Annotated in this window: 15 protein-coding genes; 2 read left to right on the top strand and 13 right to left on the bottom strand. The window is 36.8% G+C overall.

All coding sequences use genetic code 11. The features are described 5' to 3' along the window. Positions 1-15: 15 nt before the first annotated feature. The 4 genes from J7604_RS13540 to J7604_RS13525 form a co-directional block, all read right to left on the bottom strand. Positions 16-726, bottom strand: coding sequence for a YebC/PmpR family DNA-binding transcriptional regulator (locus J7604_RS13540; protein WP_293896868.1), 711 nt, complete (start codon positions 724-726; stop codon positions 16-18). Positions 727-1,066: 340 nt separating this feature from the next. Continuing rightward, complete coding sequence (murA, locus tag J7604_RS13535) at positions 1,067-2,374, bottom strand: UDP-N-acetylglucosamine 1-carboxyvinyltransferase (RefSeq protein ID WP_293896867.1); 1,308 nt, start codon at positions 2,372-2,374, stop codon at positions 1,067-1,069. 3 nt (positions 2,375-2,377) lie between these two features. Further along, positions 2,378-3,127: a DUF4290 domain-containing protein gene (locus J7604_RS13530; protein WP_293896866.1), complete on the bottom strand. Its 750-nt coding sequence runs from the start codon at positions 3,125-3,127 to the stop codon at positions 2,378-2,380. 39 nt (positions 3,128-3,166) lie between these two features. Then, a complete protein-coding gene (locus J7604_RS13525; protein WP_293896865.1) occupies positions 3,167-5,425 on the bottom strand; it encodes an ATP-dependent helicase in 2,259 nt (752 codons plus the stop codon). 308 nt (positions 5,426-5,733) lie between these two features. Between J7604_RS13525 and J7604_RS13520 the strand changes: the two genes are divergently transcribed. After that, complete coding sequence (locus tag J7604_RS13520; RefSeq protein WP_293896864.1) at positions 5,734-6,450, top strand: HAD family hydrolase; 717 nt, start codon at positions 5,734-5,736, stop codon at positions 6,448-6,450. Between the two features lie 114 nt (positions 6,451-6,564). After that, positions 6,565-7,125: a DUF3109 family protein gene (locus tag J7604_RS13515; protein WP_293896863.1), complete on the top strand. Its 561-nt coding sequence runs from the start codon at positions 6,565-6,567 to the stop codon at positions 7,123-7,125. A 70-nt stretch (positions 7,126-7,195) separates the two neighbouring features. On the opposite strand, the gene J7604_RS13510 is transcribed toward J7604_RS13515, so the two are convergent. The 9 genes from J7604_RS13510 to pdxA all read right to left on the bottom strand — a co-directional run bounded on the left by J7604_RS13510 (position 7,196) and on the right by pdxA (position 14,042). Beyond that, the gene (locus J7604_RS13510) at positions 7,196-7,357 is read right to left on the bottom strand and encodes a hypothetical protein (RefSeq protein ID WP_293896862.1); all 162 of its coding nucleotides are present in this window, start codon (positions 7,355-7,357) and stop codon (positions 7,196-7,198) included. A 13-nt stretch (positions 7,358-7,370) separates the two neighbouring features. Beyond that, a complete protein-coding gene (locus J7604_RS13505) occupies positions 7,371-8,087 on the bottom strand; it encodes a hypothetical protein (protein ID WP_293896861.1) in 717 nt (238 codons plus the stop codon). 94 nt (positions 8,088-8,181) lie between these two features. Next, positions 8,182-9,528 carry an acetyl-CoA carboxylase biotin carboxylase subunit gene (accC, locus tag J7604_RS13500; RefSeq protein ID WP_293896860.1) on the bottom strand — a complete coding sequence of 449 codons (1,347 nt, stop codon included), beginning with the start codon at positions 9,526-9,528 and terminating at the stop codon, positions 8,182-8,184. Between the two features lie 79 nt (positions 9,529-9,607). Then, entirely contained in the window at positions 9,608-10,096 is a 489-nt protein-coding gene (accB, locus tag J7604_RS13495) for an acetyl-CoA carboxylase biotin carboxyl carrier protein (RefSeq protein WP_293896859.1), read from the bottom strand. 64 nt (positions 10,097-10,160) lie between these two features. Then, on the bottom strand, positions 10,161-11,159 hold the full coding sequence (locus tag J7604_RS13490) for a beta-ketoacyl-ACP synthase III (protein ID WP_293896858.1): 999 nt from the start codon (positions 11,157-11,159) through the stop codon (positions 10,161-10,163). A 14-nt stretch (positions 11,160-11,173) separates the two neighbouring features. Continuing rightward, positions 11,174-12,115: a phosphate acyltransferase PlsX gene (gene plsX / locus J7604_RS13485; protein WP_293896857.1), complete on the bottom strand. Its 942-nt coding sequence runs from the start codon at positions 12,113-12,115 to the stop codon at positions 11,174-11,176. A 9-nt stretch (positions 12,116-12,124) separates the two neighbouring features. Next, positions 12,125-12,316 carry a 50S ribosomal protein L32 gene (gene rpmF, locus J7604_RS13480; RefSeq protein WP_028979491.1) on the bottom strand — a complete coding sequence of 64 codons (192 nt, stop codon included), beginning with the start codon at positions 12,314-12,316 and terminating at the stop codon, positions 12,125-12,127. A 17-nt stretch (positions 12,317-12,333) separates the two neighbouring features. Then, on the bottom strand, positions 12,334-12,912 hold the full coding sequence (locus J7604_RS13475) for a DUF177 domain-containing protein (RefSeq protein ID WP_293896856.1): 579 nt from the start codon (positions 12,910-12,912) through the stop codon (positions 12,334-12,336). A 101-nt stretch (positions 12,913-13,013) separates the two neighbouring features. Continuing rightward, positions 13,014-14,042 (bottom strand): 4-hydroxythreonine-4-phosphate dehydrogenase PdxA, encoded by a 1,029-nt coding sequence (gene pdxA / locus J7604_RS13470; RefSeq protein ID WP_293896855.1) that lies wholly within the window; start codon positions 14,040-14,042, stop codon positions 13,014-13,016. Positions 14,043-14,044: the final 2 nt, after the last annotated feature.

Genomic DNA, 14,044 nt, shown 5'->3' with positions numbered 1-14,044 from the left:
ATCAGCCTTTTTTATTTATTTCATGTTGTGAAAAACATTTTGAACATCATCGTCCTCTTCAAACTTTCCAAGGAGTTTTTCGATTTCTGCTTCCTGTTCTTCATTTAATTCTTTTGTGTCAGTGGGTATTCTTTCAAAGTCTGAACTGATTACCTCATATCCTTTTTCCTCAAGAAATTGCTGGATTTTTCCATAAGCATCAAATGCTCCGTAGATTACAATTTCATTCTCATCAGCTCCTATTTCATCCGCGCCAAAATCTATCAGCTCTAGCTCCAGCTCTTCAATATCGATGTCTTCTCTGCTTTTGATTTTAAAGATACATTTTCTTTCAAAAAGGAAATCAAGAGAACCTGAAGTGCCAAGGGATCCGCCGCTTCTTGTGAAATAGCTTCTGACACTGGCAACTGTCCTTGTAGGGTTATCTGTAGCAGTTTCAACTACAATTGCAATTCCATAAGGCCCATAACCTTCATAAACTACTTCTTTGTAATCTTCCTGTTCTTTAGAAGAAGCTTTTTTTATAGCCCTTTCGACATTGTCTTTAGGCATGTTCGCAGCTTTGGCGTTCTGGATCAAAGCACGGAGTCTTGAGTTGGTAGTAGGGTCGGGACCGCCAGATTTAACGGCCATGGCAATGTCCTTACCTATTCTGGTAAATGTCTTAGCCATTTGTCCCCATCTTTTCATTTTTCGGGCTTTCCGGAATTCAAATGCTCTTCCCATCGTAATATACTTTTAAAATAATATCAGTTATTGCTATAATTCTTCTGTAAAAAAGGTAAAGATAAAAATCAAAGAAACCAGAACAAAGGTTAAACCATATAAAATTCCAATAGTGACGTCGCGTCTCTTTGATATAAAGGCAATTAAGATCGAAACTAAGATGAGTGCAAAATAAAGTACGTATGATATAGTGGTTGGAAGAAAGGTGATGAATCTAAAGTAAACGTAAGAAACAAGAATTAAGATTATGGCTATTAAGATTCTTAGTTTATTGCTTTTGATTTCCATATCATTATTAAAAAGGAGCCGATATAACGGCTCCTTTGTACAAAAAGATTATTTAAGAAATTCTTCTTATATCAGCTCCAAGTGCATTTAGTCTGGTATCAATGTTCTGATACCCTCGGTCTATCTGTTCTATGTTGTGGATGGTACTTTTACCATTCGCAGATAATGCTGCAATCAACAAAGCTACTCCAGCTCTGATATCTGGTGATGTCATCTGTATTCCTCTAAGAGGAATTTGTTTATTCAGACCTATCACTGTTGCTCTATGTGGGTCGCAAAGTATTATCTGAGCACCCATGTCTATCAGTTTGTCAACAAAGAAAAGACGACTTTCGAACATTTTCTGGTGTATCAATGCTGAACCTTTTGCCTGTGTTGCTACAACCAAAGCAATACTCATAAGGTCAGGCGTAAATCCTGGCCATATAGCATCTGATATTGTAAGGATCGAACCGTCAATGAACGTTTCTATTTCATAACTATCCTGAGAAGGAATGTAAATATCATCTCCTCTGAATTCCATTTTAATACCCAGTCTTCTGAAGATAGTCGGGATAATTCCCAACATATCGATTCTACAATTTTTAATTGTAACCTCTGAACTGGTCATTCCGGCCATACCAATAAAACTTCCTATTTCAATCATGTCAGGAAGTATAGTATGTGTGGTGCCTCCTAAAGAATCAACTCCTTCTATGGTAAGAAGATTAGATCCGATACCGCTAATTTTTGCTCCCATGCGGTTGAGCATGGAGCAAAGTTGCTGCAGATATGGTTCGCAAGCTGCATTATAAATTGTGGTTTTACCTTTTGCAAGAACAGCAGCCATTACTACATTGGCAGTTCCGGTTACTGATGCCTCGTCAAGAAGCATATAGCATCCTTTAAGATTACTTGCATCGATTTGATAAAAACTATCTCCGGAATCATAGGAGAATTTAGCTCCCAATTGTTCAAGACCGAGAAAGTGGGTATCAAGTCTTCGACGTCCGATTTTATCTCCTCCTGGCTTGGGCATTTTAGCCTTTCCGAATCTGGCGAGTAGCGGACCAAGGATCATTATAGAGCCTCTTAGTGCTGCTGCTTTTTTCTTAAAAGTATCAGTTTCTAAAAAGTCAATATTGACATTTTGGGCTTCGAACAAATAGGTAGACTCCCCAGTCTTATCTATTTTTACACCAAAATCTTTTAGTAATTCAATGAGTTTGTTAACATCAATAATGTCCGGTACATTATGAATAGTAACAGGTTCCGGAGTTAATAAAACAGCACAAAGGATTTGAAGCGCTTCGTTTTTAGCTCCCTGAGGGTAAATGTCTCCTTTAAGACGTTTACCACCAATAATTTCAAATGAAGCCATTCCTTAATTTTTTCTTCTTTTATCCTTAGAGTATTTGTTGTCTCTGTTATCCCTATCTCTATCCCCTCTGTCTCCTCTATTGTCTCTGTATTCTCTATTGTTGTCTCTACTGTTATCTCTGCCACGGAATTCTCTTTTGTATCCATTGCCATTTGAACTGCCACCACTCTGGTTGCTGTTCTTTGGCTCACGCATTTCTTTTACGTGGGAGTCGAAAAGATTATTAGCTTTGATTTTTTCAGCATTGATTGGCAGCTTGTTTTTAGACATTGTAATAAGCTGCTCTATGATAATATCGTCTGTAATGTTTTCTTTATTCCAGGTTTGATAAAATCTTTTCATAAGCTTACCTATATAGATTATAGCAGCTTCCTGATCATCTTTATCCTCCAGTTGCAATGCTTTTGCAATTAGCAATTCTATATTCTTTCCGTAATGTTTATAATAAAGGAGGTTGTTATTATAGCCAACGGTCATTGGTCTTTTCCCAAGCAAAGATTTTTCAGGCATTGGAAAAGGAGTTTCTACATCGAGTTTGAAATCAGACATGATGTAAAGATGGTCCCAAAGCTTTCCGAAATCCTGGGTATCTCTCATGTTTGGATTTATCTGTTTCATTAGCTCGATAAGCGTTTTGGCATATCGTCCTCTCTCTTCGCGGTCTGGTATGCTTATCACATAATCAACAAGCTTTTGAATATTTCTTCCGTATTCTTTTAAAACAATGCCTGTTGAAGGATCTGGTATCTCCATAATGTAGTGTTAGATTGCGTGCTTAAAAATATATTTATACTATGTAGTGTGAATTTTTAGTTTAGCGAAACTTAAAATAAGTGTCTTTTCACCATGGTCGTTAAATTCAATGATGGCTTTTCGGTCAGTTCCTGATACATCCATCGCTTTTACCGTACCATATCCAAATTTGAGGTGTTCTACTCTCATTCCCGCCTTTAACTGTGAAGTATCACTAGGTTTAAAATCCGGAGAAGGGACGTAGTTACTCTTTGGTTTACTTAAAACCGGTGAAGCGGTTTTTGGTTTAGCTTTTATAACCTGAGAGGAAGATGTTGTTGCTGCAGTTGGTGCTGCACTCGGCTCCGGTCTTGCTCTTCTGCTGATATTCAGGTATTGAGGGTCTAATTCATTTAAGAATCTGCTAGGCTCACATTCTTTCAATCTGCCGAAACGATATCTCGTAGCTGCAAAAGAAAGACAAAGATTACTTTGCGCACGTGTAATTGCTACGTAGAATAACCTTCTTTCTTCTTCCAGATCAGCTCTGCTGCTTAACATCATCTGGGAAGGGAACAGTTCTTCCTCCATCCCCACTATGTAAACACTCTTAAACTCCAGTCCTTTTGCTGAGTGAATGGTCATAAGAACAATAAAGTCATTGTCTTTGTCCTTTTCCTCTTCGATATCTGTCAAAAGAGATATTTCCTGAAGGAAAGAACCTAACTTTTTATCCTCAATATTTGGGTTGTCTACAAATTCCTTAATACCATTCAAAAGCTCTTGAACGTTTTCATACCTGCTTAGTCCTTCAACAGTTTTATCTTCGTATAATTCTTTCAGGATTCCTGAAGACTGAGCCACTTCAATTGCCGTTTCAAAGGCATCCTTGTTTTCTGCAAGGCGCATGTAATTTTTAATCTGTACTACAAATCCTTCAATGGCTGCTGCAGCTCTTCCGGGTATAACTGAATGTACATTATTCAATACATCCCAAAGTGAGGCTCCTTGCTCTTCAGCTGTAACCAATAGTTTAGATACCGTAGTATCACCAATTCCTCTCTTAGGATAGTTGATAATTCTTCTTAAAGCTTGTTCGTCATTAGGGTTAAGGGTAAACCTTAAATATGCAACAAGGTCTTTAATCTCCTTTCTTTGATAGAAAGACAAACCGCCAACCACTTTGTATTTAAGATTCATTCTCCTCAAAGCCTCTTCAAATGCTCTTGATTGAGAATTAGTCCTGTAAAGGATTGCAAAATCTTTATTCTTAAGCTGGTGAGCCATTTTTTCTTCAAAAATGGCGGTAGCGACCATTCGTCCTTCTTCATTGTCAGACGTAGCTTTGATGATTTCTATCAGCTTACCTGTTTCGTTTTCTGTAAAAACGTTTTTCTTTAGCTGGGCTTTATTTTTACCTATTACAGAGTTAGCTGCGTTAACAATAACTTTAGTAGACCTGTAGTTTTGTTCCAGTTTGTATACCTGTAATTCAGGATAATCTTTTTCAAAGTTCAGAATATTTTGAATGTCAGCTCCACGAAACGCGTAAATACTCTGAGCATCATCACCAACTACACAAATATTACGATTTTTTGCTGAAAGCTTTTTGGTTATACTATACTGACTTAGGTTTGTATCCTGAAACTCATCTACCAGCACATATTTGAAAATATTCTGGTATTTATTAACCACATCGATATGGTTTTTAAACAGAATATTTGTGTTAAAAAGCAAGTCATCAAAATCCATTGCTCCTGCTTTGAAGCATCTGTCTTGGTATAGTTTGTACAATTTCCCCATCTCTGGTCTCATAGCTGAAGCATCATCCGCCATAAAATGAGGATTGTTAAGATATTCCTGAGCTGAGATCAGACGGTTTTTGGCTCCTGAAATCCGGGCTAAAACGGTACTTGGTTTATAAAGCTTCTCGTCAAGATATTGCTCTTTGACGATTTGCTTAATTAGCGTTTTTGAATCGTCCGAATCGTAAATTGTAAAATTACTTGTATATCCTATTTTCTCTGCTTCTGCTCTTAAAATTCTGGCGAATACTGAGTGAAAGGTTCCCATCCAAAGTCCCCTGGCTTCCGGACCTACAACCTTTTCAATTCTCTCTCGCATTTCCTTTGCGGCCTTATTGGTAAAGGTCAAAGAGAGGATATTAAACGGATCTACCCCTTTTTGTATAAGGTTTGCGATCCTGAAGGTTAATACTCTGGTTTTACCAGAACCAGCACCAGCAATAATCATGCTTGGGCCTTCAGTATTTATAACAGCGTCTTTTTGGGAGGGATTAAGGCTTTCTATATAATCCATTTGGGCTTGCTAATCTAGTTTGCAATTTACAATATATTTCTCTTCAAATCCCATTTAAAGTTTGAATTCTGAAAAACTTATATTTTTGAATCCGGAGAGGGAGTAGGATGTAAGGAGTTGATAATTTTTTAATTTAAGGGATAGATTAATATTTTCCCTAATAAAATTATTTATTCCAGACTTTTCAGTACCTAATAGAAAACATCTTCTGAAATAGATTGGTTTCTCTGCTTTTATAGTCAAATTGACAGGAGATATTTTTATTTAATTTGTTTAATTGTTTGATTTTCAATATTATATTGTTGTTTATGGAATTGAAGTCTTTCCCCAAAAAAGAAAATTTATTGATTTTTGATATTGATGGCACGTTAACCGATTCTGTATTTATACACCAGGCAGGGTTTAGGAAAGCACTGAAAAATTCCGGAATTACAAAATATGACAATAATTTTTCAGGATATCAACACCATACCGATTCATTTATCTTTAAGACAATTTTTGAATCCAATCAGAACTGTCCCTGCACAGAAACTGATATTATGAATTTTAATCATGCTTTATACCAGGAAATTCAAAAAGAGATTGATGGTAAATCTATTGCGGAGATAGATGGGGCATTAAAATTTGTAAATTATATTTTATTTGAGACTGATTTTGCATTGGTTTATGCAACAGGGTCTTTGGAAAAGCCTGCTTTGCTAAAACTGGAACATACTGGTTTCCCTTTAAAAGATTCCCTACTTGTTTGTTCTGATAAACTCCAAACCAGAGAGGAAATAGTAGAGGCTTCGATGAAAAAGGCAATGGGATATTTTGGAAATGAAAGGTTTAATAAGGTTATAGCATTGGGCGATGGCTTATGGGATTTGCAGACAGCTAAAAGTGCAAATCTTGGTTTTATAGGCATTGGTGCAAAAAATAAGCAAATATTATATGATCATGGGGCATCAGTTGTATTTGATAATTTTATTGATTTCAAAGCTGTTGTAAGTTGTTTAAATACAACCTGTGCGATTTCCAGCTAGTTCTAATCCAGTAAAATATTAGGATAAGTGAATTTGATCCGGATATTTGGGGAATAATTATTTAATTTTGAATTCTTCAGTTGAAAAAACAGTTGGAGGTAAAAAGCAAATCAAGTGATAGTACAGGGAAATACGGTAATTAGCGACGATATCGCAGAGAAATATTTTGTTTGTGATCTCATTAAATGTAAGGGGGCTTGCTGTGTGGAGGGCGATGCCGGTGCCCCACTGGAAGTGGAAGAAGGAGCAATCCTGGAGCAGATTTATGATAAAGTAAAACCATATTTGTCAGCAGAAGGAATAAAGGCAATTGAAGGGCAAGGGTTAACTGTGCTTGACAGTGATGGAGATCTGACTACGCCAACTATTAAAAACAGGGAGTGTGCCTATGCTATTTATGAAAAAGGTATTTTGAAATGTGGAATTGAAAAGGCATATCTGATGGGGAAGGTTGATTATAAAAAACCAATTTCATGTCATCTGTATCCTATAAGAATTACCAAATATGATCATTATGATGCATTGAACTATGACAGATGGAATATCTGCAGTCCGGCATGCAGCAATGGGGAATCATTACAGGTACCAATATATAAATTTTTAAAAGATCCCCTGATCAGAAAATATGGAGAAGATTGGTATAATTCTCTGGTTAAAACAATAGAGAAAATTTAACGTGCTTCGGATTTCTTATTCACTTTTGATTTTACAAGATTAAAAAGTGCAACTGCTGTCCATATAATATTTATAGGTATATGGTGTTTATGATCAAGAATACAGCGCCTGTAGCATTGAGCAACTGATACGAAATTGTTTCCGGTGTAACTCTGTTAGTGGAAATAAGAAAATAAGCAATCAATACTTCTATGGCACCGATCCACCCGGTTAAATTTAATATATATTCCAACTTTTCAATTTTATTATTTTGAAGTAGCCGGAGAAGTTCCGGATTTGTTTGAATTTAACGGAATAAATACGCTTAACTTTATCGTGAGGATATTGTCTTTTTTCTTCCTTACTCCCCAATTACTGATGTTATCAAGATAATCAGATGTAGGGTTCAGGTAACCGGCTTGTAAACTAATGGCATACCAGGATGGAAGAAAAAACATAGCTCCTATTTTTGTCGGAAATACGAAGGTCATGTTGTTGTAATCTTCACCTTTTGCCCTTGTGCTGAGTTTATTTTGCAGTTTGTCGTTATTCTGATCTTTTGGAGTAAAGCGCATAAGACCAATACCTTGACTTATGAAAATGCATCCCCATTTTCTTTTTATCAAGTTGAGCTGCAAATCATAATTAACACCTATAACAGTAGTTTTGAAATAAGTATTTGGAGTAGGGGAGGGATTAAGGTCCGGATTAAATTCATACCTACCATTTTGGCCCGTGATATTTCCGGCAAAGAGATTTAAACTACCATTGAATCTTTTTTTCTTATAGAATTTAATACCTGCATTATATATCGCAGTCCATTGCTGGAAAGAGTTGTTCAGATCTCCTCTATAGGAACTTGGGCTGATGCCTGCCTCAATAAAATGCTTGGGAGAATCCTGAGATTGGGCATTAAAAGCAATAATAATCAAAGAAAGTAAAAAAAAAGGTCTTAAGAATTTGAAGCTTTGAGTGATCTTCATCAGGGGCAAATTTTATTGTAAATACCTTCTTAAGAATGAATGTAACCAAAAAAGGAGAAGCTGCTATTAGAGCAGCTTCCTTTTAAGATAATTTTTATTTCAATTTTGAAAAGTCAAAAGTTTCAAGGAAAGCAGTGTTGAATTTCCCTGATTGGAACTGAGGGTCTTCCATTAACTTTATATGAAATGGAATTGTTGTTTTAACACCTTCAATGACAAACTCTTCCAAAGCCCTTTTCATTCTTGCCAAAGCCTCTTCTCTTGTTGAGCCGCTTGCAATAAGCTTTCCAATCATCGAGTCATAGTTTGGAGGAATTGTATATCCATTGTAGCAATGTGTATCAACCCTTACACCATATCCGCCAGGAAGGTGAAAGTTTGTGATCTTACCTGGGTTCGGTCTGAAGCCATTAGCAGGATCTTCCGCATTGATACGACATTCTATTGAATATCTACCAGGGATAAAGTTTTTATTTGGGATAGCACCACCAGCAGCTACTTTAATTTGCTCTTTTACCAAGTCAACACCAGTTACCTCTTCAGTAATAGTATGTTCTACCTGGATACGGGTATTCATTTCCATAAAATAGAAATCACCGTTTTTATCTACTAGGAATTCAATAGTTCCGGCACCTTCATATTTTATAGCTTTGGCGCCTTTTACAGCAGCCTCACCCATTTTAGTTCTTAGTCTTTCAGTGATAACCGGTGATGGTGTTTCTTCCACCAGTTTCTGATGTCTTCTTTGGATAGAACAATCTCTTTCAGAAAGGTGGATAGCTTTGCCGTATCTGTCGCCAAGTATTTGAATTTCTATGTGTCTTGGTTCTTCAATAAATTTTTCAAGATACAGGCCATCATTACCGAAAGCAGCACCTGCTTCGGTTTTTGCATCTACCCATGCTTTTTTGAAATCAGCATCATTACGCACGATACGCATACCTTTTCCGCCACCACCAGCAGTTGCTTTAAGTATAACTGGGTATTTTATTTTGTTGGCAAGTTTGATACCCTCATCCATTGATTCCAGCAAACCTTCTGATCCAGGAATAGTAGGTACGCCAGCTTTTTTCATGGTTGCTTTAGCTGAGGATTTATCACCCATAGCATTGATCATGGCTGCGCTGGCACCGATAAATTTAATGCCATAGTCTTCACATATTTTAGAAAATTCTGCATTTTCAGAAAGGAAGCCATAGCCTGGGTGTATTGCGTCTGCGTTTGTAATTTCAGCAGCAGCAATGATATTGGGAATACTTAAATATGATTTGGATGAAGGTGCAGCACCAATACAAACCGCCTCATCAGCGAAACGCACATGAAGGCTGTCTTTGTCAGCGGTTGAGTATATAGCAACAGTTTTAATTTTCATTTCCTTGCAAGCGCGGATAACACGCATAGCAATTTCGCCTCTGTTTGCTATTAATATTTTATTAAACATAGATATGGTTAATTAAAATTGAAAATTTGGTCATAAAAAAAAGGGATAGGAAATCCCTTTTCAAAATGCTGTTCTGCCTTTATTTAGGTTCTACCAGGAATAGTGGCTGATCGTATTCTACTGGAGAAGCGTTTTCTACGAGAATTTTTACAATTTTACCAGAAACTTCTGATTCGATTTCATTGAATAATTTCATTGCTTCAATGATACAAACAGTCTGACCTTGTTTGACCTCATCACCTACATTAACAAATGATGGAGAATCAGGATTAGCTGATCTATAGAAAGTTCCGATCATTGGTGATTTGATGGTAATTAGATTTTTGTTTGATGATTCTGCAGGAGTAGAAGGAGTTTCTACTTTTTGTTGAGCTGCTGGTTGTGCAACTGGTGCATGCACCGGAGCTACAGGTTGAGCAATAGCCTGAGGAACCTGAGTTACTGTTAGAGTCTGAGGTTCTGAATATTTTTTTACGGCAATTTTAAATTGCTCCGTTTCGATGTTAACCTCAGCAAGACCTGAACTTGCGATAAAGTCCAGCAACTCCTGAATTTCTTTAGCTTTCATATTCTGCTTGTAAATGTTTTTTCAAATATCGAAATTTTCCTGGTTAAAATACTGAAGGATAGCATTATTTAGGGTCATATGCCCATTTTAGATATACTGATCCCCAGGTAAAGCCTCCGCCAAATGCAGCCATTACTACATTGTCACCTTTCTTGAATTTCTTCTCATAGTCCCATAGGAGAAGAGGAATGGTACCATTGGTAGTATTGCCGTAGCGGTCTATATTGATGAGTACTTTTTTGTCGTCGAGCCCCATTCGATCGGCCGTAGCATCTATGATTCTTTTATTGGCCTGATGGGATACAAGCCATGCAACGTCGCTTGAAGTGAGGTTATTTCTGCGCATAATTTCTGCAGAAACATCAGCCATATTGGTTACAGCGAATTTGAAAACTGTCGCGCCTTCTTGATAAGCATAGTGTTCCTTGGCAGCTATAGTTTCCAGACTTGCTGGTTTTCTGCTTCCGCCTGCTTTCATACATAAGTATTTAGCGCCGGAACCATCAGTTTTTAATACGCTGTCCATTACACCATGACCACTGGTATCTGGTTCTAAAAGCACAGCTCCGGCACCATCTCCGAAGATTATACAAGTAGTACGGTCTTTATAGTTGATGATAGAAGACATTTTATCTCCACCAACTACAATTACTTTTTTGAATTTTCCACTTTCAATAAACTGACTTCCTGTTACTAGGCCATAAATAAAACCTGAACAAGCCGCATTGAGGTCATAGCTAAAGGCGTTTTTCAACCCAGCCATATCGCAAAGCAAATTGCCTGTTGCAGGGAATACATAGTCTGGCGTTGTAGTGCAGCAAATTAATAGGTCGATTTCATCAGGATTGGTATTAGTCTTTTTTAATAACTCATTTACTGCATGAATCGCAATATTGGAAGTTCCTTCTCCCGGGTTCTTAAGCAGCCTTCTTTCCCTGATTCCTGTTCTGGTCAATATCCATTCGTCAGTGGTGTCAACCAGTTTTTCGAGCTCTTTATTGGTTAGAATATAATCTGGAACATAACCTCCAACCCCTGTAATAGCAGCTCTTAATTTGCTCATCTGCCTGATAAGATTTAATTGTATGCGTTTTTAATTTTGTCTACTATTCCGGATTCGGTAAGTTGAACCGCAAGATTTAGCATATTTTTAATAGCAATAGGTGTGGATACTCCGTGGCCAATAATAACATTTCCATTAACACCAAGGATTGGGCTACCGCCAACACCGGCATAATTAAACAATTCTATGAACGGATCCATGAAATTTCTTTTTTCCATTAATTCATAAAATGTTTCCGCCAGCTTAAGGACAACATTTCCCGTAAAGCCGTCCGTAACAATTACATCGGCTCTATCATTGAAAGCATCTCTGCCTTCTATGTTTCCTATAAAGTTAATTTTGGGGTTATTTTTCAGTAGCTGATGAGTTGCCTGAGTCAGGATTGTACCTTTCTGCTCTTCTTCTCCCAGGTTCATTAAACCTACTTTGGGATTTTCTATATTAAAAATATACTTTGAATATAGAGAGCCGAGTACTGCGAATTGATCCAGAAATTCAGGTTTACAATCTGCATTAGCTCCTACATCCAGAAGAATCCCGTATCTACCGTCTTCTTTGGGTATAAAACCAGCAATTCCGGGCCTGTCTATTCCTGGTATTGCTTTTATTGTAAAAAGTGAGCCGACAAGCATTGCTCCTGTATTGCCGGCACTGCAAAAGGCGTCTACTGACTTTTCCTTAAGCATTTTGAAACCTAACATTATGCTGGAGTTTGGCTTTTGGCCAATAGCTTTAGTCGGGTGTTCACCCATTCCTATTACATCTTCAGTATGTATAATTTCAAAAGCATTTTTATCAGCTCCCAACTTTTCGAGATGGGAGTGAATGATAGCCTGATCTCCAATTAAAACAATTTCTTTGCTTTCCTTAGAAAAAGACTCCTTTGCCATTAAAGCACCCTGAAGGACAGCCTGGGGGGCGTAATCACCACCCATTGCATCCAATGCAATTCTCATAGAGTTATTTTATGCCAGGATCTCTTTTTCCATTACAACTTGGCCTTTGTAATATAATTTACCTTCAGACCAATGTGCTCTGTGTCTCAAGTGCGCTTCACCGGTAGTTGGACAAATTGATAATGTTGGAGCACTTGCTTTATAGTGAGTTCTTCTTTTGTCTCTTCTGGTTTTCGAAATTTTTCTCTTAGGATGAGCCATTGTATTTAATTAATTTATTATTTTTTTAGTTTATTTAATATATCCCATCTGGGATCTATTTCATCGTCTTTTAATTCATCTTCATCAAGGTCAATTGGCGTTGAATAAATATGAAGAGTTTCTTCTTCATCATTTTCTTCTTCACCTTCCTTTATGAATTTTGGATGAAGTTTTTTCATTGGGACAGCCAGTCCTATGAATTCATATATAAATTGAGACAGATTTAATTTTTGAGTTTCAAAGGGAATAGTGATAATTTCTTCACTGATTTCCGCATACTCTTTTCCATATTTGAATATAATCTGATCATTTGTATTGATTTGATATTCAAACGGATCGAGACTTCTGTCGCAAATTAATTCTACCCAGCCTTCTACAGCAATTGTTGCTTGGATCATCGTCTCCGATTTATTAAGCATCACCGCTGCTTTCAGCTGACCTTTTTCTAACAGGCTGTCTTCAAAATTCTCAAAAAACGTACTGTCCAGAGTGTAGTCATAGTAGTGTTTAGCATTACTTAGACTTACTATATCGATGTCAAAAGTTCTTAATCCTTTCATACAAGTCATAGCTCCGCCCTGAAATCTAGGGCGCAAAGTTAATATATTATTTTAATTAACAAAAATGTTAATTTTAAGTAACCAATTTGTAAGATATTCCACTTGAAAATCAGTGTATTTGATTTGCTTCTTGCTTGCTAAACTGTTACAGGTTTACGATTTTTTACAATATCACATGCCAAAAACACTGCTTCCCTGAACGAAGATTCATTCGCAATATTTTTTCCGGCTATGTCATAACCCGTGCCGTGGTCCGGAGAAGTTCTGATTACAGGAAGTCCTGAAGTATAGTTTACCCCCGAATCAAATGCCAACGCTTTAAATGGTATAAGTCCTTGATCATGATACATTCCTAAAACAGCATCAAATTTTTTGTACTGTTTTGTTCCAAAAAATCCATCTGCTGGAAATGGGCCAAATATTAAAACGCCTTTAGCTTTTAATTCTTCAACGAGTGGAGTAAGTAATTCTATTTCATCTTTTCCTAATAATCCTTCCTCTCCTGCATGTGGATTTAACCCTAATAAGGCTATTTTTGGTTTCAATATTCCAAAATCATTTTTCAATGCTTTATATAATACATTGATTTTGGATAAGAGTCTTTCCTTCGTCAAAGATTTTTTAACTTCAGAAAGTGGAATATGTCCTGTAACTACTCCAACCCTAAGGTCTTCGCTAACCAATAGCATTAAACTATCATTTACGCCACTTTTGTGAGTGAAAAATTCAGTATGTCCGGGGAACTTAAACTCCTCAGATTGAATGTTTTTCTTATTAATAGGGGCAGTTACTACAGCATCGAGTTTTCCGGAAAATAAATCTTCAGATGCTCTAGAAAGAGAAATATATGCTGATTGTCCTGATTCTGTAGTAGGCTTACCAGGATTAATTTCGTGATCTTCTTCCCAGCAATTAATGATGTTAATTTTCTTGGGGTTAATTCCTTCAGTATTTTTTGTCTGATGGAAATGCAATTCTTCAGATGTTTCTATCAGTTTTTTATATCTGCTGAAAATTTTAACAGAACCATAAACAATGGGTACACAGATTTTGGTAATTCTGCTGTCTGACAATGTTTTAATAATTACCTCCGGACCTACCCCGTTAAAATCTCCCAGTGTAATTCCGATTACAGGTTTTTCTGAATTATTTGTTAAGTATCCCATTT

Origin of the sequence: Sporocytophaga sp., from assembly GCF_017745095.1 — a bacterium.
Classification (GTDB): domain Bacteria; phylum Bacteroidota; class Bacteroidia; order Cytophagales; family Cytophagaceae; genus Sporocytophaga.
Note: the sequence above shows the minus strand (reverse complement) of the source record. Positions and strands in the feature narration are given on the sequence as shown.